29 protein-coding genes are annotated in these 25509 nt (G+C 63.6%); 11 read left to right on the top strand and 18 right to left on the bottom strand.

All coding sequences use genetic code 11. The annotated features are described in order from the left end of the window. Positions 1 to 7 precede the first annotated feature (7 nt). The 6 genes from RAC97_RS23380 to RAC97_RS23355 all read right to left on the bottom strand — a co-directional run bounded on the left by RAC97_RS23380 (position 8) and on the right by RAC97_RS23355 (position 3419). A complete protein-coding gene (locus RAC97_RS23380; protein ID WP_028689666.1) occupies positions 8 to 247 on the bottom strand; it encodes a BolA family protein in 240 nt (79 codons plus the stop codon). Positions 248 to 365: 118 nt separating this feature from the next. Continuing rightward, complete coding sequence (locus RAC97_RS23375) at positions 366 to 668, bottom strand: lipid asymmetry maintenance protein MlaB (RefSeq protein WP_375099752.1); 303 nt, start codon at positions 666 to 668, stop codon at positions 366 to 368. Continuing rightward, positions 665 to 1318, bottom strand: a complete 654-nt coding sequence (locus tag RAC97_RS23370) for a phospholipid-binding protein MlaC (RefSeq protein ID WP_375099753.1) — start codon at positions 1316 to 1318, stop codon at positions 665 to 667. The genes RAC97_RS23375 and RAC97_RS23370 overlap by 4 nt, the downstream gene beginning before the upstream one ends. A gap of 9 nt (positions 1319 to 1327) precedes the next feature. Beyond that, positions 1328 to 1813, bottom strand: a complete 486-nt coding sequence (gene mlaD / locus RAC97_RS23365; RefSeq protein ID WP_375099754.1) for an outer membrane lipid asymmetry maintenance protein MlaD — start codon at positions 1811 to 1813, stop codon at positions 1328 to 1330. Continuing rightward, positions 1813 to 2610: a lipid asymmetry maintenance ABC transporter permease subunit MlaE gene (gene mlaE / locus RAC97_RS23360; RefSeq protein ID WP_375099755.1), complete on the bottom strand. Its 798-nt coding sequence runs from the start codon at positions 2608 to 2610 to the stop codon at positions 1813 to 1815. Before mlaE ends, mlaD begins: the two co-directional genes overlap by 1 nt. Next, the gene (locus tag RAC97_RS23355; protein ID WP_375099756.1) at positions 2610 to 3419 is read right to left on the bottom strand and encodes an ATP-binding cassette domain-containing protein; all 810 of its coding nucleotides are present in this window, start codon (positions 3417 to 3419) and stop codon (positions 2610 to 2612) included. Before RAC97_RS23355 ends, mlaE begins: the two co-directional genes overlap by 1 nt. 247 nt (positions 3420 to 3666) lie before the next feature. Between RAC97_RS23355 and RAC97_RS23350 the strand changes: the two genes are divergently transcribed. The 10 genes from RAC97_RS23350 (at position 3667) to RAC97_RS23305 (ending at position 10676) form a co-directional block, all read left to right on the top strand. Beyond that, the gene (locus RAC97_RS23350) at positions 3667 to 4641 is read left to right on the top strand and encodes a KpsF/GutQ family sugar-phosphate isomerase (protein ID WP_375099757.1); all 975 of its coding nucleotides are present in this window, start codon (positions 3667 to 3669) and stop codon (positions 4639 to 4641) included. Then, a complete protein-coding gene (locus RAC97_RS23345) occupies positions 4642 to 5166 on the top strand; it encodes a KdsC family phosphatase (protein WP_375099758.1) in 525 nt (174 codons plus the stop codon). A gap of 8 nt (positions 5167 to 5174) precedes the next feature. Further along, positions 5175 to 5747, top strand: a complete 573-nt coding sequence (gene lptC, locus RAC97_RS23340; RefSeq protein ID WP_375099759.1) for an LPS export ABC transporter periplasmic protein LptC — start codon at positions 5175 to 5177, stop codon at positions 5745 to 5747. Next, complete coding sequence (gene lptA, locus RAC97_RS23335; RefSeq protein WP_375099760.1) at positions 5734 to 6258, top strand: lipopolysaccharide transport periplasmic protein LptA; 525 nt, start codon at positions 5734 to 5736, stop codon at positions 6256 to 6258. Before lptC ends, lptA begins: the two co-directional genes overlap by 14 nt. Beyond that, on the top strand, positions 6259 to 6984 hold the full coding sequence (gene lptB / locus RAC97_RS23330) for an LPS export ABC transporter ATP-binding protein (RefSeq protein ID WP_375099761.1): 726 nt from the start codon (positions 6259 to 6261) through the stop codon (positions 6982 to 6984). It begins immediately after the preceding gene. A gap of 179 nt (positions 6985 to 7163) precedes the next feature. After that, positions 7164 to 8660 carry an RNA polymerase factor sigma-54 gene (locus RAC97_RS23325; protein ID WP_375099762.1) on the top strand — a complete coding sequence of 499 codons (1497 nt, stop codon included), beginning with the start codon at positions 7164 to 7166 and terminating at the stop codon, positions 8658 to 8660. Between the two features lie 78 nt (positions 8661 to 8738). Further along, positions 8739 to 9047: a ribosome hibernation-promoting factor, HPF/YfiA family gene (gene hpf, locus RAC97_RS23320; RefSeq protein WP_225787173.1), complete on the top strand. Its 309-nt coding sequence runs from the start codon at positions 8739 to 8741 to the stop codon at positions 9045 to 9047. A gap of 11 nt (positions 9048 to 9058) precedes the next feature. Beyond that, entirely contained in the window at positions 9059 to 9526 is a 468-nt protein-coding gene (gene ptsN / locus RAC97_RS23315; RefSeq protein WP_375099763.1) for a PTS IIA-like nitrogen regulatory protein PtsN, read from the top strand. A 2-nt stretch (positions 9527 to 9528) separates the two neighbouring features. Further along, on the top strand, positions 9529 to 10383 hold the full coding sequence (gene rapZ, locus RAC97_RS23310) for an RNase adapter RapZ (protein ID WP_375099764.1): 855 nt from the start codon (positions 9529 to 9531) through the stop codon (positions 10381 to 10383). A 20-nt stretch (positions 10384 to 10403) separates the two neighbouring features. Continuing rightward, positions 10404 to 10676 carry an HPr family phosphocarrier protein gene (locus tag RAC97_RS23305; protein ID WP_375099765.1) on the top strand — a complete coding sequence of 91 codons (273 nt, stop codon included), beginning with the start codon at positions 10404 to 10406 and terminating at the stop codon, positions 10674 to 10676. A 34-nt stretch (positions 10677 to 10710) separates the two neighbouring features. On the opposite strand, the gene RAC97_RS23300 is transcribed toward RAC97_RS23305, so the two are convergent. The 6 genes from RAC97_RS23300 to pmbA form a co-directional block, all read right to left on the bottom strand. After that, positions 10711 to 11604, bottom strand: a complete 894-nt coding sequence (locus RAC97_RS23300) for a ZIP family metal transporter (protein ID WP_375099766.1) — start codon at positions 11602 to 11604, stop codon at positions 10711 to 10713. Between the two features lie 11 nt (positions 11605 to 11615). Beyond that, positions 11616 to 12227, bottom strand: coding sequence for a superoxide dismutase (locus RAC97_RS23295; protein WP_375099767.1), 612 nt, complete (start codon positions 12225 to 12227; stop codon positions 11616 to 11618). A 1-nt stretch (position 12228) separates the two neighbouring features. Then, positions 12229 to 12690, bottom strand: coding sequence for a hypothetical protein (locus RAC97_RS23290; protein WP_375099768.1), 462 nt, complete (start codon positions 12688 to 12690; stop codon positions 12229 to 12231). A 28-nt stretch (positions 12691 to 12718) separates the two neighbouring features. Further along, a complete protein-coding gene (gene fumC / locus RAC97_RS23285; protein ID WP_375099769.1) occupies positions 12719 to 14095 on the bottom strand; it encodes a class II fumarate hydratase FumC in 1377 nt (458 codons plus the stop codon). Then, complete coding sequence (locus RAC97_RS23280; protein WP_375099770.1) at positions 14088 to 14489, bottom strand: FagA protein; 402 nt, start codon at positions 14487 to 14489, stop codon at positions 14088 to 14090. The genes fumC and RAC97_RS23280 overlap by 8 nt, the downstream gene beginning before the upstream one ends. Before the next feature lie 148 nt (positions 14490 to 14637). Continuing rightward, entirely contained in the window at positions 14638 to 15984 is a 1347-nt protein-coding gene (pmbA, locus tag RAC97_RS23275) for a metalloprotease PmbA (protein ID WP_375099772.1), read from the bottom strand. A gap of 109 nt (positions 15985 to 16093) precedes the next feature. Here pmbA and yjgA point away from each other — a divergent pair, with 109 nt between their 5' ends. Continuing rightward, a complete protein-coding gene (yjgA, locus tag RAC97_RS23270) occupies positions 16094 to 16615 on the top strand; it encodes a ribosome biogenesis factor YjgA (protein WP_375099773.1) in 522 nt (173 codons plus the stop codon). A 38-nt stretch (positions 16616 to 16653) separates the two neighbouring features. On the opposite strand, the gene tldD is transcribed toward yjgA, so the two are convergent. The 6 genes from tldD to mreD all read right to left on the bottom strand — a co-directional run bounded on the left by tldD (position 16654) and on the right by mreD (position 25483). Continuing rightward, positions 16654 to 18093 (bottom strand): metalloprotease TldD, encoded by a 1440-nt coding sequence (gene tldD / locus RAC97_RS23265; RefSeq protein WP_375099774.1) that lies wholly within the window; start codon positions 18091 to 18093, stop codon positions 16654 to 16656. A gap of 2 nt (positions 18094 to 18095) precedes the next feature. After that, positions 18096 to 18947 carry a carbon-nitrogen hydrolase family protein gene (locus RAC97_RS23260; protein ID WP_375099775.1) on the bottom strand — a complete coding sequence of 284 codons (852 nt, stop codon included), beginning with the start codon at positions 18945 to 18947 and terminating at the stop codon, positions 18096 to 18098. A gap of 14 nt (positions 18948 to 18961) precedes the next feature. Further along, on the bottom strand, positions 18962 to 22777 hold the full coding sequence (locus RAC97_RS23255) for a YhdP family protein (protein ID WP_375099776.1): 3816 nt from the start codon (positions 22775 to 22777) through the stop codon (positions 18962 to 18964). A 73-nt stretch (positions 22778 to 22850) separates the two neighbouring features. Next, entirely contained in the window at positions 22851 to 24308 is a 1458-nt protein-coding gene (gene rng, locus RAC97_RS23250) for a ribonuclease G (protein ID WP_375099778.1), read from the bottom strand. Positions 24309 to 24362: 54 nt separating this feature from the next. Then, positions 24363 to 24962 (bottom strand): Maf family protein, encoded by a 600-nt coding sequence (locus RAC97_RS23245; protein WP_375099779.1) that lies wholly within the window; start codon positions 24960 to 24962, stop codon positions 24363 to 24365. A gap of 32 nt (positions 24963 to 24994) precedes the next feature. Continuing rightward, on the bottom strand, positions 24995 to 25483 hold the full coding sequence (gene mreD, locus RAC97_RS23240) for a rod shape-determining protein MreD (protein WP_375099781.1): 489 nt from the start codon (positions 25481 to 25483) through the stop codon (positions 24995 to 24997). Positions 25484 to 25509: the final 26 nt, after the last annotated feature.

The following is a 25509-nucleotide window of genomic DNA, read 5'->3' as shown; positions in this document are numbered from 1 at the left end:
CGTTGGCTCAGGTGCGCTCAGCCCAGGCTGCGCTGCTGAAAAATTTCATGGTTACCGCATGGATGCTGCCGTTGGCGATCCACGGGTTCAGGTGAGCATAGATCGCCTGCTGGCGCTTGACCGGGCTCTGGCCGGCCAGCTCGTCACTGATCACGTTCAACTGGAAGTTGCAGCCTTCGCCTTCAACTTCGACCCGGGTTCCCGGCAGTTTTTCTTCAAGGAAGCTCTTAACTTCTACGGCCTGCATGCTCAACCTCAATCGGCGCCCAGTGCGCGCGGGTCGGCCATCATACAAAAAAGCCCCTCGCCTGCGAAGCCCAAGAAAGGCTGCGCTGACCGAGGGGCTTACCCTGGCTCACGGGCCATCAGCCCACAAGCACTTCGTCGAGGTCATAGACCCCGGCAATTTCCTGCATGTCGCCCGGCATGCCACGCACTTCGCAGGCCTTGCCAGCCGCCTGGGCGTCACGCATGAAGCCCAGCACCAACGACAACCCGACGCTGCTGGACTTCACTACCGCCGAGCAGTCGAGCACCAGGCGCGTTTCACGACAGGCGGCAATCAGCGCCTTGCCATCCTTGCGCAGGGCCGGGCCGCTGCGGTAGTCCAGCACACCGGCCAGACGCAGCACGCCCGGCTCGGCCATGGTCACGCCAGTTTCACTCATTTGACGGTCTTCTCCGGCGAGTTGTCGGCGGCTTCCTTGGCCTTGGCCACTTCACCCGCCCAACCGTCGATGGTCTTGTCCAGGTCATTGCCATTGCGGCTCATGGCGTCGGCAAACTGGTCGCGGAACAGCTTGCCGAGGTTGATACCGTTGACGATGACGTTGCGCACCTTCCACTCACCGCCAAGGTTCTCGAGGGTGTACTGGACCGGGTACACGGCGCCATTGTTGCCGGAGACCTTCATGCCCACCGAGGCACGCTTGCCATCGTCGGCCTTGGCCGGGTCGACGGTAATGCCCTGGTTGTTGTACTCGAGCAGCGCGTTGCCATAGAACTGGAACAGGCTGCGCTGGAAGTTCTCCTGGAAGCGCTTCATCTGCTCCGGGGTGGCCTTGCGCGAATACTTGACGGTCATGATGCTCTTGGAAATGCCTTCGGCATCGACCACCGGACTGAGGATGCGATTGAGCGCGTCATAAAAGGCGCTTGGGTTGGACTTGTATTGCTCCTTGTTGGCCTTCAGGTCGCTCAGCAACTCATTGGTAGTGCTCTGCACCACGTCATGGGGTGTCTGGCCAGGCGCAGCCAGGGCCATCAGGGGAAAGGCCGCCAGCAACACCAGCAGGCCACGTCGCAGGGTCGAAATCATGGGAACTCCTCAATTAGCCGGTGGGGCTTCTTTCGGTTCCGTGCCAACGCTGTTGAGCAGGAACTTGCCAATCAGATCTTCCAGTACCAATGACGACTGGGTGTCGTGGATGGTTCCGCCTTCCTTGAGCACATCGTCCTCGCCGCCCACGCTGATACCGATGTATTTTTCGCCCAGCAACCCGGCAGTCAGGATCGAGGCCGTGGAGTCGGTCGGCAGGTTGTCGACCTTCTTGTCCAGCTCCAGGGTCACCCGACCGGTAAAGGAATCGCGATCCAGGTCGATGGCCGTGACCTTGCCGATGGTCACACCGGCCATGGTCACCTTGGCTCTGACAGTCAAACCGGCGATATTGTCGAAGTAGGCGTAAACTTTGTACGTGTCGCCGCTCGGGTTGGCCGACAGCCCACTGACCCGCAGGGCCAGCAGCAACAGCGCCAGAACCCCGGCCAGGAGGAACAGGCCGACACCGATTTCCAGGGTGCGGTTTTGCATCAGAAATCTCCAAACATCAAGGCGGTCAGAATAAAGTCCAGACCCAGGACTGCCAATGAGGCGTAGACCACGGTCTTGGTCGTGGCACGGCTGATCCCCTCGGAAGTGGGCTCACAGTCATACCCTTGGAATACGGCGATCCACGTCACCACGAAAGCGAACACCAGGCTCTTGATCAAGCCGTTGACCACGTCGCTGGTGAACGACACGCTGTTCTGCATGTTGCCCCAGAACGACCCCTCGTAGACCCCGAGCCAGTCCACCGCCACCCAGGACCCACCCCAGATGCCGACCACGCTGAAGATCAGCGCCAGCAGCGGCAGCGAGATGAAGCCCGCCCACAGGCGCGGCGCAACAATGTACTTGAGAGGGTCGACGCCGATCATTTCCAGGCTCGACAGTTGCTCGGTGGATTTCATGTTGCCGATTTCGGCGGTCAGCGCGGACCCGGCGCGGCCTGCGAACAGCAGCGCAGTGACCACCGGCCCCAGCTCACGCAGCAGGGTAAGTGCCACCATTTGCCCTACGGCCTGTTCCGAGCCGTACTTGGTGAGGATGCTGTAGCCCTGCAGCGCAAGGACCATACCGATGAACACCCCGGACACCACGATAATCGCCAGCGACAGCACGCCGACCGAATAAAGCTGCTTGACCAGCAGTTGGAAGCCGCCACCAATTCCGCCGCGTCCGACCAGGGCGTGGAACAGGAACAGGCAGGAGCGTCCCAGCACGGCAAGCACATCGATAGCTGCGCGACCGAACAAGCGAATACGTTCGAGTAAGGATTTTCTGCGCATCAACGCGCCCCCAGCAGATCGGCGCGGTAATCAGGCGCAGGAAAATGGAAGGGTACCGGGCCGTCCGGGTCGCCCTTCATGAACTGGCGAATACGCGGGTTGTCCGAGCCCATCAGCTCATCCGGCGTCCCCTGCCCCAGCACCTGGCCGTCGCCGACGACATAGATGTAGTCGGCAATGCTCGCGGTTTCCGCCAGGTCATGGGACACCACGATGCTGGTGATGCCCAGGGCATCGTTCAGCAGGCGGATCAGGCGTACCAACACACCCATGGCGATCGGGTCCTGGCCGACGAAGGGCTCGTCGTACATGAGGATCTGCGGGTCGAGCGCAATTGCCCTGGCCAGCGCCACGCGGCGCTTCATCCCGCCGGAGAGCTCGTCGGGCATCAGGTCGATGGCGCCGCGCAGCCCTACGGCCTGCAGTTTCATCAACACGATGTCGCGGATCATCTCGTCCGACAGCTGGGTGTGCACACGCAGCGGGAACGCGACGTTCTCGAACACGTCGAGGTCCGTGAACAACGCGCCGCTCTGGAACAGCACGCCCATCTGCTTGCGCGCGTCGAACAGGTCGCCACGGGACAAGGTGGGCAGGTTCTGCCCCGCCACCCAGACCTCGCCGCTGGCCGGACGCAGCTGCGCGCCCATCAGGCGCAGCAGGGTCGTCTTGCCGCACCCGGAAGGCCCCATGATGCCGGTGACCTTGCCTTTGGGTATGCGTATGTCGACGTTGCTGAAAATGCTGCGCGAGCCGCGCTTGAAGGTGACGCCCTTCAACTCGACCGCGTAGGCGCTATCCGAACTCATCTAGACTCCTTGCAATGCAGCCTCGCTATAAGGACGCCGGCCCCCATCATGAAGGCACACGCACCCCTGGCGGGCTGGATAGCGGCGAACTATAGCACCGCAGGCAGGTGCGCCCCAAGGCCATTGGCCGCGCTATTCAGGCCTGGGACAGGTATATATATGTAACTACCCGCGACAACTGAAAGGTGAGGCTTTCACACATTGCCGCTATAATCGGCGCCTTTTCCTCAGGCATTGCTTTTTCGACATGAGCCAATCCAGTGAGCTGATCCAATCCGCCCAACGCACCCTGCGCCTCGAACTCGAGGCAGTAGAGGGCTTGCTAGCCCGTATCGACGACCAGTTCGTCAAGGCCTGCGAGCTGATTCTGGCCAGCAAGGGCCGGGTCGTGGTGGTCGGCATGGGCAAGTCCGGGCACATCGGCAACAAGATCGCGGCCACCCTGGCCAGCACCGGTACCCCGGCTTTCTTCGTGCACCCGGCCGAAGCCAGCCATGGCGACATGGGCATGATCACCCGCGATGACGTCATCCTGGCCCTGTCCAACTCCGGTAGCACTGCCGAAATCGTCACCCTGCTGCCACTGATCAAACGCCTGGGCATCCAGATGATCAGCCTGACCGGCAACCCCGACTCCGCCCTGGCCCAGGCCGCCGAGGTCAACCTCGACGCCCGCGTAGCCCACGAAGCCTGCCCGCTGAACCTCGCCCCAACCTCCTCGACCACCGCTGCCCTGGTGTTCGGTGACGCCCTGGCCATCGCCCTGCTGGAAGCGCGCGGTTTCACCGCCGAGGACTTCGCCTTCTCGCACCCCGGTGGCGCCCTGGGCCGTCGCCTGCTGCTGAAAGTCGAGAACGTCATGCACACCGGCGCCGAACTGCCCCAGGTCCAGCGCGGCACCCTGCTCAAGGACGCGCTGCTGGAGATGTCGCGCAAGGGCCTGGGCATGACCGTGGTGATGGAAGCCGATGGCAAGCTGGCCGGGGTATTCACCGACGGCGACCTGCGCCGCAGCCTGGACCGCAACATCGATGTACACAAGACGCTCATCGACGAGGTCATGACCGTCCACGGCAAGACCGCCCGCGCCGAGATGCTCGCCGCCGAGGCCCTGAAGATCATGGAAGACCACAAGATAAGCGCGCTGGTGGTCGTCGACCAGGACGACCGCCCGACCGGCGCCCTGAACATGCACGACCTGCTGCGCGCCGGAGTGATGTAGATGAACCAAGACCTGTTGCAACGCGGCAAGGCCATCAAGCTGGCGGTGTTCGACGTCGATGGCGTGCTCACCGACGGTCGCCTGTACTTCCTCGAGGACGGCAGCGAATTCAAGACCTTCAACACCCTCGATGGCCAGGGCATCAAGATGCTCATGGCCTCGGGCGTGACCACGGCGATCATCAGCGGCCGCAAGACCCCGGTGGTCGAGCGCCGGGCCAGGAACCTCGGCATCCCGCACCTGTTCCAGGGTCGCGAGGATAAACTGGTGGTGCTCGATGGCCTGCTCGCCGCGCTGGGCCTGGGCTACGAGCAAGTCGCCTACCTCGGTGACGACCTGCCCGATCTGCCGGTGATTCGCCGCGTCGGCCTGGGCATGGCGGTCGCGAGTGCGGCTGCGTTCGTGCGCCAGCACGCCCACGGCATTACCCAGGCGCGCGGCGGCGAAGGTGCCGCACGCGAGTTCTGCGAACTTATCATGCAAGCCCAGGGCACCCTGGACGCTGCCAACGCCAACTACCTGTAGGGCCTCACATGTTCAGCAAGAAATTGCGCAACTTCGTGCTGCTGGGCGCCATCGCCGCGCTGCTGGTAGCAGTCGGCTACTGGAACATCAGCCCCGAAAGCTTCCTTGACAAGCCAGTGGCACAGGCCGACGACAGCGCCATCGACTACTATGCGATCAATGCCCACAGCGTGCAGTTTCTGCCCGACGGCAAGTTGCAGTACGAGATGACCGCGGACAAGGTCGAGCACATGAAGGCCAGCGAGGTGACCCTGGTGACCAAGCCGGACCTGCACATGTACCGTGGCACCCAGTACCCCTGGCACGTGCAGAGCGCGCGCGCCGAGGTGAACCCCGATGGCACCGAGGTGGAACTGATAGACGACGTGCGGGTCGCCCGCACCGACGAAAAACAGCGCAACACCCTGATTACCACTACCCGCATGACCGTGTTCCCGCAGAAGCAATATGCGCAGACCGAGCAAGCCGTTAGAATCGACGGCGCCGGTGGCACGACTACGGGCAAAGGAATGAAAGCCTATTTGAAAGACGGCAGGATGGACCTGCTGTCCAACGTAAGAGGACAGTATGAGGCTCGTTAACACCCTCCCCCTTTTGCTCAGCCTGAGCGCAGCACTGGGAAGCGCGAGCGCCCTCGCCCTGCCGAACGACCGTGACCAGCCGATCCGCATCCAGGCGGACAACGCCCACCTTGACGACAAGCAAGGCGTGGCTACCTATACGGGCGATGTGATCATCACCCAGGGTTCGATGATGATCAAAGGCAACACCGTGACCATGACCCGTGCCGCCTCCGGCGACATCGACGTGGTGACCTCGGTGGGCAACCTGGCCTACTTCGAGCAGCAGCAGAGCGCCGCCAAGCCCGACAAGATGAAAGGCTGGGCCGTGACCATCCAGTACCAGGCGCAGAAAGAACAGGTGATCCTCACCGATCGCGCCAAGGTCGAGAACGAAGGCAATACCACCGAAGGCGAGAAGATCGTCTACAACACCAAGACCCAGGTGGCGACCGCAGGTCGTGGTGGCAACGTGACCACACCGCGCCAGCGTATCGACATGGTGATCCAGCCGAAGAAGAAGGCCGAGTAAATGGCAACCCTCAAAGCGCAGCACCTGGCCAAGAGCTACAAGGGGCGCCAGGTCGTCCGCGACGTCAGCCTGTCGATCGACAGTGGCCAGATCGTCGGCCTGCTCGGCCCCAACGGCGCCGGCAAGACCACCTGTTTCTACATGATCGTCGGCCTGGTCCAGGCCGACCAGGGCCGCGTACTGATCGACAGCAACGACGTCAGCCACCAGCCCATGCACGGCCGCGCGCGCGCCGGCATTGGCTACCTGCCCCAGGAAGCGTCGATCTTCCGCAAGCTGTCGGTGGCCGACAACATCATGGCGATCCTCGAAACCCGCAAGGAGTTGGACCGTGAAGGCCGGCGCCAGGAGCTGGAAAGCCTGCTGCAGGAATTCCACATCAGCCATATCCGCGACAACCTCGGCATGAGCTTGTCCGGCGGCGAACGACGTCGCGTGGAAATTGCCCGCGCCCTGGCCACCGCGCCAAAGTTCATCCTGCTGGACGAACCCTTCGCCGGCGTCGACCCGATTTCCGTGGGCGACATCAAGCAGATCATCCATCATCTGAAGGCCAAGGGCATCGGCGTACTCATCACCGACCACAACGTGCGCGAGACGTTGGACATCTGCGAAACCGCCTACATTGTCAACGATGGTCAACTGATCGCCGAAGGCGATTCCGAGACCATCCTGGCCAACCAGCTGGTCAAGGAGGTTTACCTGGGTCACGAGTTCCGGCTCTGACCCAGGCCAACCTGGAGCACTGAATCAAGCTGGCAAAGCCTCGCACGAGAGGCTTAATTGTTACAGGGTCTAGGCAAACGCCAGAATTTCAGGCATATAACTTGCTTAAAATTCGGCGCCTTGGCGCCCTGTAGTAGATGGCACATGCGTGCCGGCGAACAAGGTATTAAGTTCCAGCCATGAAACCATCGCTCGTCCTAAAAATGGGCCAGCAACTGACGATGACCCCGCAGTTGCAACAGGCCATCCGTCTGCTTCAGCTCTCCACCCTGGACCTCCAGCAGGAAATCCAGGAAGCGCTGGAGTCGAACCCGATGCTCGAACGTCAGGAAGACGGCGACGATTTCGACAACAGCGACCCGATGGCCGAGAACGGCGACAGCAAGCCTGTTGCCGAACCCCAGGAGAGCAGCTTCCAGGAAACCACTGGCGGCAGCGCGGAAACCCTGGAGGAAGGCGAATGGAACGAGCGCATTCCCAACGAACTCCCCGTCGACACCGCCTGGGAAGACATCTACCAGACCAGCGCCAGCAGCCTGCCCAGCAACGATGACGACGAGTGGGACTTCACCACCCGCACCTCCGCTGGGGAAAGCCTGCAAAGCCACCTGCTGTGGCAACTGAACCTGGCGCCGATGTCCGATACCGATCGCCTGATCGCCGTCACCCTGATCGACAGCATCAACAACCAAGGCTACCTGGACGACACACTCGAGGAGATCTGTGCAGGCTTCGACCCGGAGCTGGATATCGAGCTCGATGAAGTCGAGGCAGTCCTGCACCGCATCCAGCAGTTCGAGCCTGCGGGCGTCGGCGCACGCAACCTGGGCGAGTGCCTGTTGCTGCAACTGCGCCAACTCCCCGGCAGCACCCCATGGATGGCCGAGGCCCAGCGCCTGGTCACCGACTTCATCGATCTGCTCGGAAGCCGTGACTACAGCCAGCTGATGCGGCGCATGAAGCTCAAGGAAGACGAATTGCGCCAGGTCATCGAGCTGGTGCAGAGCCTGAACCCGCGTCCCGGCTCGCAGATCGAGTCCAGCGAGCCCGAATACGTCGTCCCCGACGTCATCGTGCGCAAGGACAGCGACCGCTGGCTGGTGGAACTCAACCAGGAGGCGGTCCCGCGACTGCGCGTCAACCCGCAATACGCAGGCTTCGTGCGCCGTGCCGACACCAGTGCCGACAACACCTTCATGCGCAACCAGTTACAGGAAGCGCGCTGGTTCATCAAGAGCCTGCAAAGCCGCAACGAGACACTGATGAAGGTGGCCACCCAGATCGTCGAGCACCAGCGCGGCTTCCTCGACCATGGTGACGAAGCGATGAAGCCCCTGGTGCTGCACGATATCGCCGAGGCGGTGGGCATGCACGAGTCGACCATTTCCCGCGTCACCACACAGAAATACATGCATACGCCGCGTGGCATCTACGAGCTGAAATACTTTTTCTCCAGCCACGTCAGCACCGCCGAAGGCGGCGAATGCTCGTCCACGGCGATTCGCGCGATCATCAAGAAACTGGTTGCTGCGGAAAATGCGAAAAAGCCATTGAGTGACAGCAAGATCGCTGGTTTACTGGAGGCACAAGGCATTCAGGTCGCCCGTCGCACCGTCGCCAAGTACCGCGAGTCCCTCGGCATTGCACCGTCGAGCGAACGCAAGCGATTGATGTAGCCCCTGGATGTGCCACAGCGTTTCAGTGGCAGGCGCAATACCTGCCTCTCTATGCACGGGCAACAAAGGAGAAGCTGTATGCAAGTCAACATCAGTGGACACCATGTAGAAGTCACCCAGCCGCTGCGTGAGTACGTTCTCGAGAAACTCGCTCGCGTGGAAGGCCACTTCGACAAGATCACCAACGTGCAGGTCATCCTGACGGTCGAGAAGCTGCAACAGAAGGTCGAGGCGACCTTGCAGATTCCTGGCGGCGAAGTGGTTGCGAACGCCGAAGATAAAGACATGTATGCAGCAATCGATGCCTTGGCCGACAAGCTCGACCGCCAACTGAAAAAACACAAGGAAAAACAGCAGAGCCTGTTGCAAGGTGCAGCAGCCCGCTGATCCCCTCATCCATGATCCGACTTGAAACCATCCTGACCCCCGGCCGTTCCCTGGTGAACGTACCGGGGGTCACTAGTAAGAAACGCGCTTTGGAGAAAGTGGCCGAAGCGATCGCCCGGGAAGTCACTGAGCTCAACGAATACGAAGTGTTCGAAAAGCTTGTCGCTCGCGAGAAGCTGGGCTCCACCGGTTTCGGCAATGGCATTGCCATTCCCCACTGCCGTCTCGAAGGGTGCACCACCCCGGTCAGCGCTCTGCTGCATCTGGACGCCCCGATCGAATACGATGCCATCGACGGCGCCCCGGTAGACCTTTTGTTCGTCCTTTTGGTACCTGAAGCCGCTACCGATGCGCACCTTGAACTGCTGCGTCAGATCGCCAGCATGCTTGATCGCAAGGAGGTCCGTGATCGCCTGCGTGCCGCCGACAGCAGCGAGGCCCTGTACCAGGTAGTCCTGGACATTCAGAACGAGCATTGAACATGCGCCTGATCATCGTCAGCGGCCGGTCCGGCTCCGGCAAGAGCACCGCGCTCGATGTCCTGGAAGACAACGGCTACTACTGCATCGACAACCTGCCCGCCGGGTTGCTGCCGCAGCTGGCGGAAAATGCGCTGCTCAATACCGAGCTGCTGCAACCAAAGGTCGCCGTGTCGATCGATGCGCGCAACCTGCCAAGCCACCTGACACGCTTCCCCGAATTGCTCGAGGATGCCAGGGCAAGGCACATCCAGTGCGACGTGTTGTACCTGGATGCCGACGAAGACACCCTGCTCAAGCGTTTCTCGGAAACCCGTCGACGCCACCCGCTGACCAATTCCGACCGTTCGCTGGCCGAGGCCATTCGCGTGGAAAGCGAACTGCTCGGGCCGATCGCCGACCTGGCAGACCTGAAGATCGACACCACCAGCCTCAACCTCTACCAGCTGCGCGACTCGATCAAACTGCGCCTGCTCAACCAGCCAGAACCCGGCACTGCGTTCCTTGTGGAGTCGTTCGGCTTCAAGCGCGGCATGCCGATCGACGCCGACCTGGTATTCGACGTACGCTGCCTGCCCAACCCCTATTGGAAGCCGGAATTGCGCGAGCATTCCGGCCTCGATCAACCGGTCATCGACTACCTGGCCGCACAGCCGGATGTCGAGGAAATGTTCCAGGACATTTCCAGCTATCTGCTCAAATGGTTGCCCCGCTTCGCTGCCAGCAACCGCGCTTACGTCACCATCGCGATCGGTTGCACCGGCGGTCATCACCGCTCGGTGTACATCACCGAACGCCTTGGCCAACTGCTGCAGCCCACTCTGAAAAACGTCCAGGTCCGCCACCGCGACCTCTAGCCCACAGGATCCACCCCACGATGCCCGCCCGCGAAATCACCATTATCAACAAGCTAGGCCTGCATGCCCGGGCGGCAGCCAAGTTCGTCGGCGTGGCCGGCCGCTTCCCCTGCCAGGTCAGGGTTGGCCGCGCGCCAGACAAACTGGTCGATGGCAAAAGCATCATGGCGGTGATGATGCTGGCAGCGGGCAAAGGCACCCAGGTGCACCTGTACACCGAGGGCGAACAGGACAATGACGCCCTTGAAGCGCTGGTGGCACTTATCAACAACTATTTCGACGAGGGCGAGTGAACTCGCCCACCGCTGACGCGCCGTAGATAGCCACTCACGACAGCGCGGTATCCATCGCCATCATCAGGCAGAAGCCGATACACAGCCCCAGGCTGGCCAGTCGGTGGTGACCATTGCTGCGCGACTCGGGAATGATCTCCTGGGTCACCACCAGCAACATGGCACCCGCCGCACACGCCAGGCCCAACGGCAGCACTAGCTCGGCGACATTCACCAGCCAGGCACAAAGCACCGCCGCCAGTGGCTCTACCAAACCTGATGCAGCACCGATCAGGAACGCCTTGAACCTCGGCATTCCCGCGCCAGCCAACACCAACGCGATCACCAGCCCTTCGGGTACATCCTGTAAAGCGATGCCCATGGCCAGGCTGTCGGCATCGGCCATACCGCCCCCGGCGGAAACACCGATGGCCATGCCTTCCGGGATGTTGTGGGCGATGATGGCCGCAACGAACAGCCAGATTCGCGCGGCGATGACCGGCTGGTTGCCATGACCGACCAACGCCTGTGGCGAGCCACCGGCCACCTTGAGATCGACCAGGAATAGGCACAACGCGCCCAATAGCAGCCCTGCACTGACTAGGCCGGCAGCACCCAAGGCACTGAAACCGATTGCCTGGGCCGCCCCCAAACCGGGAATGACCAGCGAGAATGCCGTGGCGGCCAGCATCACGCCCGCGCCGAAGCCCAGCAGGGTGTCGGCCAGCGCGACGGGCATGTTGCGAATCACCAGTACCGGCAAAGCACCCAACGCGGTGCCCAGCGCACACAACGCTCCGCCCTCCACCGCGCGCAGCATGCGCGGCGTCAGGTCCAGCCAGTCGATGCCCCGCGCCACCAACAGCGCGGTACCGACCAGCAACAGCAAAATCCCAAAGGCCTGACGGAACAGGCGCACACTGCTGACAGACATCACCGCCGAGCGCATACCGGGTCAGCTCACTTCAGGGCTTCGAGGTAACGACGTTCCACTTCGGCCCAATCGACCACGTTATAGAACGCACCAATGTACTCCGGACGTCGGTTCTGGTACTTCAGATAATAGGCGTGCTCCCAGACATCCAGGCCGAGGATCGGCGTATTGCCGTTCATCAACGGGCTGTCCTGGTTACCGCTGCTTTCCACTACAAGGGTCTTGGCCGGCGTCACGCTGAGCCAGGCCCAGCCGCTGCCGAAGCGCGACAGGGCGGCCTTGGTGAAAGCCTCCTTGAAGCTGTCGAAACCACCCAGGTGCGCATCGATCGCCTGGGCCACCTGGCCTTGGGGCTGGCCACCGCCCTTGGGCGACATCACCGTCCAGAACAAGGTGTGGTTGGCGTGCCCGCCACCCTGGTTGATGACCGCACCCTGGAGTTTCTCGGGCAGTTGCTTGACCGCTGCCACCAGTTTTTCCACCGGCCAGTCAGCCCACTCGGTGCCCTCCACGGCTGCGTTGAGGTTGTTGATGTAGGTCTGGTGGTGCTTGGTGTGGTGGATTTCCATGGTCTGGGTATCGATGTGCGGCTCCAGCGCATCGTAGGCGTAGGGCAATGCAGGCAAGGTGTAAGGCATGTCAATGGATTCCGTAGGAAGGTGGACGGGGGATGACATCCAACCGCGCGGTCAGCTCACTCGCCGCTGCGGCATGACGGTTGAGCAGGCGCTCGGTGCGTGGGTACTGGCCGAATTCGGCGATGAAATTCAGCAGTTCCGTGTAGGTACGCGAACTGTGGCGCAACGCCGCCTCGCGCAGCGCCTGCGGCAGGCGCTGGGTCTGGCTGGCTTCGAGCAGACGCTGGTGCGCCGCGCACAAATAGTCGGCACTCTCCTGAGGCTGGTTCAGCCGCAGGTGCAGGTCGGCCAGGTTGTGGTGGGCAATCACGAAGACCGCGACCGCCTCGTCGACGTCATGCCAACGCTCGAACAGCACCTGGGCCAAGGCCAGGGCTTGCAGGTAGAGCTCCCGGGCATCGACCAGCTCGCCGCGTTCGAACAGGCGGTTGGCGCTTTCCGTGGTGCGTTTGAAGTGCTGCATGACGGGTCTCCTGGGCGGCAGGGTTGAGTCAGATACCGCCGGCGGTGAGTTTCTCCGGGTCGAGCAGCGCTTCGAGCTGGTCACGGGAAAGGTCCGTGTGTTCGAGCGCCACATCGATGATCGGGCGGCCCTGCTTGTAGGCGGTCTTGGCGATTTCGGCGGCCTTCAGGTAGCCGATGATCGGGTTCAAGGCCGTTACCAGGATCGGATTGCGCGACAGCGCCTCCTTGAGCTTGCCTTCATTGACCTTGAAGCTGGCGATGGCCTTGTCGGCCAGCAGACGACTGACGTTGGCCATCAGCTCGATGCTTTCCAGCAAGTTGCGGGCAATCACCGGCAGCATCACGTTCAGCTCGAAGTTGCCCGACTGACCGGCCACGGCGATGGCGGCATCGTTGCCGATCACTTGCGCTGCGACCATGGCGGTGGCCTCCGGAATTACCGGGTTGACCTTGCCTGGCATGATCGAAGAGCCCGGTTGCAGGCCCTCAAGCTCGATTTCACCAAGGCCTGCCAAGGGGCCGGAGTTCATCCAGCGCAGATCGTTTGCGATTTTCATCAGGGCCACGGCGGCGGTCTTGAGCTGGCCGGAAAGCGCCACGGCGGTGTCCTGGGAGCCAATCAGCGCGAACAGGTTTTCACCTGGAGTGAACTCGAGCTGGGTCAGGCCGCTGAGCTGCCTGGCGAAGCCTGCGGCAAACTGCGGGTGGGCGTTGATGCCCGTCCCCACTGCGGTACCGCCCTGGGCCAGGGCTTGCAGGCTCGGCAGCGTCGCCTCGATGTGCGCCTGGGCGCCCTTGACCTGCGCGGCCCAGCCACCGAGCACCTGGCTCATGCGCACCGGCATGGCGTCCATCAGGTGGGTACGGCCGGTCTTGACGTATGAATGCACTTCCACCGCCTTGGCCTCGATCACCTGGGTGAGGTGGCGCAGGGCCGGCAGCAGTTGCTCGTGCAGGGCCAGGGCGGCACTGACATGGATGGTGGTCGGGATGATGTCGTTGCTGCTCTGGCCACAGTTGACGTGGTCGTTGGCATTGACCTTGTCGCCCAGCACACGGCTGGCCAAGGTCGCGATCACCTCGTTGGCGTTCATGTTCGAGCTGGTGCCGGAGCCGGTCTGGAACACATCCACCGGGAAATGCTGGATGAAGTCCTCGGCCAGCAGTTGCTCCACTGCCTCGACGATGGCCTGGCCCTGTTCGGCACTGAGCTGGTTCAGCTCGACGTTGGCCTTGGCCGCTGCGGCCTTGGCCAGTAGCAGCGCACGGATGAACTGTGCCGGCATCGGCTTGCCGCTGACCGGGAAGTTGTCGACCGCGCGCTGGGTCTGGGCGCCGTACAGGGCCTGGGCCGGCACCTGCAGCTCACCCATGCTGTCACGCTCGATACGGGTATCACTCATCTTCAAATCCTTGCATCAGTTCATCGGGAGAAATCGAAGGCAGCAGGACGCAGTTGGCCAACTGCATGGCGTAGGGTTGCCAGCGCAGGTTCTGTTCGCGGCGGTCGAGGTTGCGCAGGTCCAGCAACGGGCGCCAGGCCTGGTCCAGGCAAAGGAGGCGCCAATGCCAGGGCAACATGCGGTCGCAGGCGGTATCCAGCAGCAGGCGGAAGGAGGTCAGGGCGACGGTCCAGGGCGAGGTTTCGGTGCAGCACACCAGGTAACGGCCCTCGGCGAGGTAATGTTCAATCAGCCGGGGCTCGTCGGGTTCGAGTGCGCAGCGGATGCGCCGGCTGAGCCAGCGCCAGTTTTCCAGGTAAGGCAGTTCGTGGAGGACAGGTTTCATGAACATCATCGCCATAGGGCTTTGGGTAATGATATTCATTATTAAGTGATAAATAGAATCACTTCAAGCTTGCCGTGACGACTTGCACGGGCAACCCGTTCAGCGTTCAAACAAAAAACCCGGCACGCAGGCCGGGTTTTCTGGGTAAGGGGCGCGGTCAGCTACCTGCCACGGTCATCCGCTCGATCAGCACGGAACCGCTGTGAATATTGCTGCGGGTCTCGATATCGCTGCCAATGGCGACGATCTGCTGGAACATGTCCTTCATATTGCCGGCAATGGTCACTTCTTGGACGGGGAACTGGATTTCCCCGTTCTCGACCCAGAACCCCGCCGCACCACGGGAATAGTCGCCGGTCACCATGTTCAGGCCGTGCCCCATCAGCTCGGTCACCAGTAGGCCGCGCCCCATGCGGCGGATCAACGCGGCCTGGTCTTCCACGCCATGGGTGACGAACAGGTTGTGCACGCCGCCAGCGTTGGCGGTGCTGGGCAGGCCCAGCTTACGGCCCGAATAGGTGCCCAGCACGTACGACACCAACTCGCCTTTATCGACGAAAGGCTTGGCGTAGGTAGCCAGGCCATCGCCATCGAAGGCTGCACTGCCCAGTGCGCGCGGCAAGTGCGGGCGTTCGTCGAGGGTCAGCCAGGTAGGGAACAGCCGCTGGCCGATGGCACCCTCGAGGAACGACGACTTGCGGTAGAGGTTGCCCCCTGAAATCGCCGACAGGAAGCTGCCGAACAGGCCACCGGCCAGCTCCGCCGAGAACAGCACCGGCACCTCGCAAGTCGGCACCGGGCGGGCACCCAGGCGGCTAGCGGCGCGCTGGGCGGCGCGCTGGCCGATGCTGCGTGGGTCAGCCAGCAACTGGCCCTGGCGATTCACGTCATACCAGTAGTCGCGCTGCATCTGCCCATCGCCCTCGGCGATCATCACGCAGCTCAGGCTGTGGCGGGTGGAGGCATAACCGCCGATGAAACCATGGCTGTTGCCGTACACGCGGCAGCCCTGGTGGGTATTGAGGGTGGTGCCGTCGGCATTGCGGATGCGCGCATCGGCGTCGAACGCCGCCGCTTCACAGGCCAGCGCCTGCTCGATGGCTCGCTCGGGGCTGATGTCCCAGTCGTGGTAGAGGTCCAGGTCTGGCATTTCCCGAGCCATCAGGGCCGCATCGGCCAGGCCCGAGCACGCGTCCTCGGAGGTGTGCTTGGCAATGGCCAGCGCTGCCGCCACGGTTTCGCGGATGGCATCCGGGCCGTTGGCCGAGGTGCTCGCCGAGCCCTTGCGCTGCCCCACGTAAAGGGTGATGCCGAAACCTTGGTCGCGGTTGAACTCGACGGTCTCCACCTCGCGCTGACGCACCGTGGTGGATAGCCCCTGCTCCAGCGATACCGCAACCTCACAGGCACTGGCGCCCTGGCGGCGCGCTTCGGCGATGATCGCCTCGACCTGCTCCTGCAACGCCGGCAGGTCCTTCGGACCGATGCTCTGGACTGCACTCATGGTTTTCTCCACTCAAATTCTGTGTTCGGCGAGGGTCTTGGCGCGACCGGGCCGGACAAAGCGGCCCCCGACTGGTTATCATGGCGGCGATTTCCTGCGGACTGCCACCATGGTTGATTCATACGACGACGCCTTCGACGGCGAAAAAAGCAAAACCCAGATCAAGCGCGAGCTGCATGCGCTGGTCGAACTCGGCGAGCGGCTCACTACCGTCAAGGCCGAGACCCTCGCTCGCCTGCCCCTGACCGACGAGTTGCGCAAGGCGCTGGCCGAGGCCTCCAAACACACCGCCCACGGTGCCCGCAAACGCCACATGTCGTTCGTCGGCAAGCTCATGCGCGACCAGGACGTCGACGCCATCCTCGCGGTGCTGGACCAGGTCGACAGCTCGACCCGCCAGTACAACGAGCGCTTCCACAACCTGGAGCGTTGGCGCGACCGCCTGGTGGACGGTAATGACGAAGACCTGGAACGCTTCGTCAACGAGTACCCCGACACCGACCGTCAGCACCTGCGCTCGCTGATCCGTCATGCCCAGCACGAGAAGGCGCGGAACAAACCGCCTGCCGCTGCGCGCAAGGTCTTCAAGTACATCCGCGACCTCGACGAGACCCAGCGCGGCTTGCGCTGAGGCCCGCCTGCTGGGGCTGCTACGCGGCCCCAGCGCTATCACGCCCCGGTACCACCGACGGTAATCGCATCGAGCTTGAGCGTCGGCTGGCCAACGCCCACCGGCACCGATTGCCCGTCCTTGCCGCAGGTGCCCACGCCGCTGTCCAGCGCCAGGTCGTTACCGACCATCGACACCCGGCTCATCGCCTCAGGACCATTGCCGATCAACGTCGCGCCCTTGACCGGGCGGGTGATCTTGCCGTCCTCGATCAGGTAGGCCTCGCTGGTGGAGAACACGAACTTGCCGCTGGTGATGTCCACCTGACCACCGCCGAGGTTGGCGCAGTAGATGCCTTTCTTCACCGAAGCGATGATTTCCTGCGGGTCGCTTTCGCCTGCTCGCATGTAGGTGTTGGTCATGCGTGGCATCGGCAAGTGCGCGTAGGACTCACGGCGGCCATTGCCGGTGACCGCCATGCCCATAAGTCGGGCGTTGAGCTTGTCCTGCATGTAGCCCTTGAGGATGCCGTTCTCGATCAACGTGGTGCATTCGGTCGGCGTGCCTTCGTCATCGACGCTCAGCGAGCCGCGGCGTCCCTCGAGGGTGCCGTCGTCGACGATGGTGCACAGCGTGGACGCCACCTGCTCGCCGATACGGCCGCTGTAGGCCGAGCTGCCCTTACGGTTGAAGTCGCCTTCCAGCCCGTGGCCGACCGCTTCGTGCAGCAGTACCCCGGACCAGCCCGGCCCGAGCACCACCGGCAAGGTCCCGGCCGGCGCCGGTTGCGCCTCGAGGTTGACCAGTGCCTGGCGCAATGCCTCACGGGCATAGCCCATCACTCGCTCCTCAGTGAAATAGCGGTAGTCGGTACGCCCGCCACCGCCCTGCCCGCCTCGCTCGCGACGGCCGTTCTGCTCGACGATCACGCTGACGTTGAAGCGCACCAGCGGGCGCACGTCAGCGGCGAGGCTGCCATCGGCGGCGGCAATCAGGATACGTTCCCACACCCCGGCCATGCTCACGCTGACCTGCTGGATACGCGGGTCAAGCGCGCGGGTGGCGGCATCGACGCGCTTGAGCAGCTCGACTTTTTCAGCACGGCCAAGCACATCCAGTGGGTTGTCGGGCGCATACAGCGCCGTTACATCCTGGCTGCGGAACGCCTGCACCCGGCCTTCCTGGCCAGCCCGGGAAATCGAGCGAGCGGCGCGGGCGGCCGAGGTCAGGGCCTCGAGGTTGATTGCGTTGCTGTAGGCGAAGCCGGTCTTCTCGCCGGACTGGGCGCGCACGCCCACGCCCTGGTCGAGGTTGAAGCTGCCTTCCTTGACGATACCGTCCTCCAGCGCCCAGGTTTCCGAGACCTGGCCCTGGAAGTACAGGTCGGCGGCGTCGATGCCCGGGCCGGCCAACTCACCCAGCACGGCCTGCAGGCTGTCCAGGGTGAGTCCGCCTGGGGCCAGGAGCTGTTCGCTGACGGTGGATAACATCTGGCTCATAGTCACTCCGAGGTGTGCGCAGGCCGCAAGGCGTCCTGCGAGAAAAAGCGCCGGTGCGAAACCACCGGCATGCGCGCCCGTATGGACGCCTGTTCGTCAATGTCGCGCTCGGCCAGCAGTACCGCTTCGCCTCGCGCCTGTTCGGCGACGATCCGCCCCCAAGGGTCTACGATCGCCGCATGGCCATGGGTTTCACGCGGGCCTGGGTGAATCCCGCCCTGGGCCGCCGCCAGCAGGTAGCACTGGGTTTCGATGGCCCGTGCGCGCACCAGCACTTCCCAGTGTGCAGCCCCAGTCACGGCGGTGAAGGCCGCTGGCGCGCTGATCAGTTCGGCCCCGGCGGCGCGCAAGGCGCTGTAAAGCTCGGGGAAGCGCAGGTCATAGCACACCGAAAGGCCAAGCCGTCCGACAGGCGTATCGGCCACCACCACCCGAGCGCCATGGGCGTAGTCGTCGGACTCGCGATAGCGACCGCGATTGTCCGTCACATCCACGTCGAACAGGTGCAACTTGTCATAGCGTGCCGCCAGCATGCCGTCCTCGTCGATCAGCAGCGAGCAGGCATGGGCCTTGGCCTCGGGCTGGTCGACCGGGGGCAACGGCAAGGTCCCGGCGACAATCCATAACTTGAGGTCGCGGGCAGTGCGTTTCAACCAGGGCAGTATCGGGCCTTCGCCCACGGCCTCGGCGCGGCCAATGGCGGCGGCGTCGCGCCGGCCCATGGCCGCGAAATTCTCCGGCAGCACGGCCAGGCGCGCACCACCGTCGGCTGCCTGCCTGAGCAAGGTGCCGGCGCACTGCAGGTTGGCCAGCACATCGTCCTGGCTGACCATCTGGATCACCGCTGACTTCATCGAGGCTCCTGGCGCTACTTCTCGAAAGGTTTCACAAAGGTGATTCTAGGCTCTTTCCACGGCCCTTCGACGCGATAGTTCACGCTGGCGAAGCGCGATACACGGTCACCGATCAACCGGTCGACCAGGAACAGCGCCCCCCCAACGGCGGGCGCGCCCACGATCAACGCGGCCAGGGGCAGGTTGTTGGTGACCGGCAAGGTCACTTGCAGGTTGGCGTCGACCCGGTCACGCACCATGTCCAGCGTGCCATCAAGCTCGAAATTGCTCGACGGCCCCGTCACGGTAATCGGCTCGCGGGTCACGTAGACGCCATCGCTGGCCACCAGCAAGCCTTTGACCCGGTCATAGGCCAGGCCCTTGCTGAACAGGTCGGAGAAGTCCAGGCGCAGACGTCGACCGATCGAGTTGAAGTTGAGCAGGCCGAACACCCGCAGCGCCTGGGCACTGCCCTCGACCTCGACGAACTGGCCGGTGCGCAGGGACGCGTCGAGGCTGCCGGAGAAGCGCTTGAGCCCCACCCAGGCCGGCGAGCCGGGCCAGCGCCCGTCGACATCCATGCGAAAGTCGCGGCTGGTTACGGTCGGGGCGAAGCCCCAGGCGGTGAGTACGTCGCCGAGGTTCTTGCCGTCCAGGCGGCCCTTGTACCAGCTCGCGCTGTTGCCGGGTTCACCTTCCCAGCCGCCGGCGCCATCGATCTTCAGGCCCTTGAGCTCGAGGTCGATATCGTCCAGGGACACGCCACGGGGCGTGGGCCGTAGCTTCACCGCCGCGCTGCCGAACAGGTCGTCGCCACGGTAGAGCTTGTCGATGGCCAGGTCCAGGGCGGGGGACTTGCGCGGGTCGAAGTCGGCCAGGGGGTCCGGCGCATTTTCGTCCTGCTGTGCCTGTGGGTCGGCAGGCGGCAGACGCAGGGTCTGCAAATGCACCGCCATGGGGGCGGCCTTGGCATCGGGAATACGGGCGTTGCCGATCACTTCCTTGCTGTCCAGGCGCAAGTCCCAGGCATCGCCGCCTCGCGCCAGGCGCACCACGGTCTGGTTCAGGTCCATGCCGAAGGCTTTAAGCTGGCCGATGCTCAGGTCCACGCTTTGCAGGTTCTGCCGGGCGTTGCCACCCGGGTCCTGACCAGCCACGCGTTCGAGCTGCTGCTGCCAGGGCGCGATATCCAGGGTCTCCAAGCGCCCGCGCACACGCAGGCCTTGGCCGCCAGGTAAAGATGCCTCACCGCTGCCCAGCAACAGCTCGCCGCGCCCCTGGGCAAGCTTGTCGGGCGGCGCTGCGTAGGCCAGGCGAGCAGTGTCACCGTAGCTGACATCGAAACGCCGCTCGGCGCCGTCCAGGGTCATGCTGAAACGGCTGTCGCGGGGATCTGCCGCTGCCTTGCCGAAGGGTTCGGGCAAGTCGACGACCAGGCCTTTGAGCGAGGAATTCACGGTCAGCCGCTTGTCGCGGCTGCCCAGGCTCAGTTGCAACTGGTAGGGCAGCTCGCCACTGGCCGGCAGCGGCTGGCTGACCTGCAACCAATCGGTGAGCGACTTGAGCGCCACCTGGCCGCTGGCAGCGATGCGGGTCTGGATTTGCCCAGCCTGGCCTTCGGCGAAGACCTGCGCGGTCACCGGCCTGTCGAAGGCACGCAGGCTGATGTCCTTGCCGCTCAGACCTTTGTCCAGGTCGAAGGTGAAATCGCCTTTCAACTTGCTCAGCTCGAGGCTCGGAGGCGCCACCTTCAGCGTGGCATCGTGGGTGGCGAAATCCACTCGAACCTTGGGCTGCACGCCACGGGCCAGGGGGATGTCGAGCTTGACCTTGCCTTGCAGCGGCCCCTCGCCCTCCCAGCCGGCGAAGATCTCGCCGGTGCCGATGGGCGCTTGCTTGAGGATCTTCAAGCCATCGCCCAAGCTGCCGTCGAAGTCGCCGTCCAGGTACAGGTGGCTATGTGCACCACCTTCGACGTGGGGGATGTTCACCTCGACGTTGCGTACCTGGGTGTCGAGCAACAGGCCTTCGCTGGCCTTGATGCGCACGCCGCTGTCTTCGATATAGACCTTGCCGTCGACCTGCTGCACCTGTGGCCAGCCTGGCTGGAAGTCCAGGGCTGCGTCGTGCACCTTGAAGAACAGGCTGATGCTGCGGGCGTGGTCCGGCGCGTCGTGGTTCAGCGAGCCCTGGTACTGGAAGTAGCCCTCGTCGACCGCGCCTTTGACGATGGCACTGCGCAGCCACTCGTCGAGCGCGGGGCTGAGCACTTCGGGCAGGTACTTGGCGGTGTAGCGTCCATCGCCTTCGGTCATGCCCACGCGCAGGTCCATGTAGTCTTCGGTGTCCGGGGCAAACGTCAGGCGAATAAGGAAGTCGGCAGCGATCTTGCCTTCATCGCCCAATACCTTGATGTAAGGGGCGATCAGCGTGAAGCCTTCTTTGTCCAACGCCCATGTCAACCGCGCGTTGGCTTTAGGGTAGTGCCAGGGTTTGCCGAAGATCGGGTACAAATGCAGCATGAACTCGTCGCTATCGAGGCGAAGCTCACCCTGGCCGAGATCGCCGCTGATGCTGCCGCTGACATTGCCCGCCGCGGGGGCGCCGTGGTAGGCATCGAAGCCGACCTTCTCCAGGTTCGCGGCGAACTGCACACGCTGGTCACCTTCGGCCTTGGGCCGCGCCTCCACACGCACGTTACGCAAGGCGCCCGTGACATTCAGGGCGTCGACCACGGTCATGAGGTTGTCCGGCAAGGGCGCCAGGGCATCGACAAGCGGCGTCAACGGCGTCAGGTCGAGGCGGTCGGCCTGGACCTGCCAGGTCTCCTCGGCCGCTTCCTGGCCCAGGCGCTGGCGTGCCTGCAGGTGGGTTTCCCAGCGGGTCTCGCCGAGGCTTGCGGCCAGTGAGTCGACCACCACCTCATAGCCATCGTCATGGCGTCGCACCCAGCTGGACAGCGCCAGGTTGTCGAGGGTGACGGCCTTGCGCCCGGCATAGGCGCCACGCAGCTGCGGCGCATTGAGACGCACGGTGGCGCGCTGTAACTGACCCTTGTTCCAGTCCACCCACACCTCGCCACCGCCGCGCAGGGTCTTGGCCCGCCACTGCCCCAGCAGGCTTGGCGGCAGCCAGCGTGCCCAGTCGCTCTGCGGCAGGCTCAGGTAGGCTTGCAAGCGCCCATCGCGCCACTGTCCGCCGCTGACCCGAGCCTGCAGGTTCATCGCCAGCGGCTGGCCATCCGGCAGGGTGGCACGCATCTCAAGGCGTTGCTGGGCCGGCCCGGCGCGCAGGCCAAGGCTGACGTAAGTGAGGGTGATCGAGTCGCGGCGCCACGGCTGGAAAGTCACCTGGCTGTCGAACAGGTCGACCCTGCCGAGCTGTTGCAGGCGCTGCAACACCTGGGCAGGGTCCATGGGCTGGTCGTCGGTCTTCGGCAGGCCTTCGAGGGTCCAATCGCCTTGCGCGTCTTCATGCAGAATCAACTGCAAGCCTCCGAGCTGGATACGCGCCAGGCGTACCTCCCGGGCCTTGAGGCTGCTCCACAGGTCGGGCACCAGCTTGACGTCATCCAGGCGCAGCGACGAGGCGCCCTCGCCCAGTTGCAGGTCACGCACCCGCAAGACCGGCGCCAGGCCGCTCCAGCGCCCCTCCAGGGCGCCGATGTGCACCGGCAGGCCCAGGGCTTGCTCTGCCTTGGCCTCGATGTCCGCGCGATACTCGGCAACCAGCGGCACCAGTTGCCGACCAAGGCTGACGTACAACGCCACCAGCACTGCCAGCAACGCGCACAAACCCAGGCCCCAGCGGGTCAAGGCGCCCAGAACGCGGTTCAGACGTTCCATGGCCATGGCCCTCCGAGTCGTCCCTCAACTATGGCCGCAGGCGCAATTTTCGCCACCGGGCGCAGGGTTTCAAAGCACGTCAGAGCAGCACCACATCGTATTGTTCCTGGGAATACATGGACTCGACCTGGAAGCGAATGGTTCGGCCGATAAAGGTCTCCAGCTCAGCGACATTGCCCGACTCTTCGTCCAGCAGCCTATCGACCACCTTCTGGTTGGCCAGCACCCGATAGCCCTCAGCCTGGTAGGCCCGGGCCTCGCGCAGGATCTCGCGGAAAATTTCGTAGCAAACGGTTTCCGGGGTCTTCAGCTTGCCGCGGCCCTGGCAGGCGATGCACGGCTCGCACAGCACTTGTTCGAGGCTCTCGCGGGTGCGCTTGCGGGTCATCTGCACCAGGCCCAGCTCGGTGATACCGATGATATTGGTCTTGGCATGGTCGCGCTCGAGCTGCTTTTCCAGGGTACGCAGCACCTGGCGCTGGTGCTCTTCGTCTTCCATGTCGATGAAATCGATGATGATGATCCCGCCGATATTGCGCAGGCGCAGCTGGCGGGCGATGGCGGTGGCCGCCTCGAGGTTGGTCTTGAAGATGGTTTCCTCGAGGTTGCGATGGCCGACGAAGGCGCCGGTGTTGACGTCGATGGTGGTCATCGCCTCGGCCGGGTCGACCACCAGGTAGCCACCGGACTTGAGCAACACCTTGCGCTCCAATGCCCGCTGGATTTCGTCTTCCACACCATACAGGTCGAAGATCGGTCGCTCGCCGGGGTAGTGCTCCAGGCGGTCGGCGATCTCCGGCATGAGTTCGTCGACGAACTGCGAGGTTTTCTGGAAGGTTTCCCGCGAGTCGATGCGGATCTTCTCGATCTTCGGGTTGACCAGGTCGCGCAGGGTGCGCAGCGCCAGGCCGAGGTCCTCGTAGATGACCGTGGGGGCGCCACAGGTCTTGATCTGCGCGCCGATCTGCTCCCACAGACGGCGCAGGTAGCGGATGTCCTGGAGGATATCGTCGGCCCGCGCGCCCTCGGCGGCGGTGCGCAGGATGAAGCCGCCGGCCTCCTTGATATCTTCGCGATCCATGGAGTCGCTGACCACCTGCTTGAGGCGCTCGCGCTCGGCTTCGTCCTCGATCTTCAGGGAAATGCCCACATGGCTGCTGCGCGGCATGTACACCAGGTAGCGCGAGGGGATCGAGAGTTGGGTGGTCAGGCGCGCGCCCTTGGTGCCGATCGGGTCCTTGGTCACCTGGACCACCAGGGCCTGCCCTTCGTGCACAAGGGCGGTGATGGTCTCCACCGCCGAGCCTTCGCGCTGGGAAATTTCCGAAGCATGGATGAACGCCGCGCGCTCCAGGCCGATATCGACGAAGGCCGCCTGCATGCCGGGCAGTACCCGCACCACCTTGCCCTTGTAGATGTTGCCAACGATGCCACGACGCTGGGTGCGCTCGACATGCACTTCTTGCAACACACCGTTTTCCACCACTGCCACGCGTGATTCCATCGGGGTGATGTTGATCAGGATCTCTTCACTCATGGCAGGCTCTCGTCAAAGGTCTTCGGTAATGATGGATCGCTGGCCGGTGCCTGGCTAGCGTAATGCCAGGCCCTCGTGTGACTGCCAGCAGGCGATGCCGAATTTTTCCAGTAGCTCTGCGGTTTCACTCAGGGGCAGGCCGACCACCGCCGAATAGCTGCCTGCAAGGTGAGTGACGAATACCGCACCGAGACCCTGGATAGCATAGCCACCGGCCTTGTCTGCCGGTTCGCCGCTGGCCCAGTAGCGCCAGGCTTCGTCGAAGGAAATGGCGCGAAAGCGCACGGTGCTGGCCACGCACAGGCTGGCGTGACGTTGGCCATCGCTCAGGGCAACGGCGGTGAGCACCTGGTGTTCGCGGCCGGAGAGGTCGCCGAGCATGGCAAGCGCCTGCTCGCGGTTTTCAGGCTTGCCGAGGATGACCCCATCGAGCACCACGGCGGTATCGGCACCGAGCACCACGCCGGGGCCAGCCAGGCTGGCAAGGCCAGCTGCGGCCTTGGCCCGCGCCAGCCGCTCGACATAGGCCGGGGCGGCCTCGCCGGACAGGGGCGTTTCGTCGATGGGCGCACTGACGACCGTGAAGGGAACGCCGACCTGGGCCAGCAGTTCACGGCGGCGTGGCGAGCCGGAAGCGAGGTACAGCGCGGTCATGCAACATCTCCCTGTCAGGGTCGGCGTGGTGGTCAGTTGATGTGCAGGCGTCGGCGCAGATCGCGCAGGGCGAAGCTGATCCACGGCCAGAGCAATGCGCTGATCACCGCCGACCACACCAGGGCCAGGGTCGGCAGGCGGTTGCCGGTCAGGGCGCTGAGCCACAGCTGGATCAACTGGGCGATACCGAAGATCACCAGGATCACCAGGCTCTGCTGCCACATCGGGAACATGCGCAGGCGCTGCTGCAGGGACAGCACCAGGAAGGTGACCAGGGTGAGGATCAAGGCATTCTGCCCGAGCAGGGTGCCATACAGCACGTCCTCGGTAAGCCCGAGCAGAAAGGCAGTGGTCATGCCAACCTTGTTCGGCACCGCCAGGGTCCAGAATGCCAGCAACAGCGCCAGCCACATGGGGCGGAAGATCTCCATGAACTGCGGCATAGGCGTGACGCTGAGCAACAAGCCGATGACGAAGGTCAGCCAGATGGCCCAACCGTTACCACTGCGCGTACCAGGCATCATTCTCTCCGAGGTTGGGCCGGTGC

It is taken from the genome of Pseudomonas sp. LS_2 (assembly GCF_042709235.1).
Classification (GTDB): Bacteria; Pseudomonadota; Gammaproteobacteria; order Pseudomonadales; family Pseudomonadaceae; genus Aquipseudomonas.
This window is presented reverse-complemented; position numbering and strand designations above follow the sequence as displayed.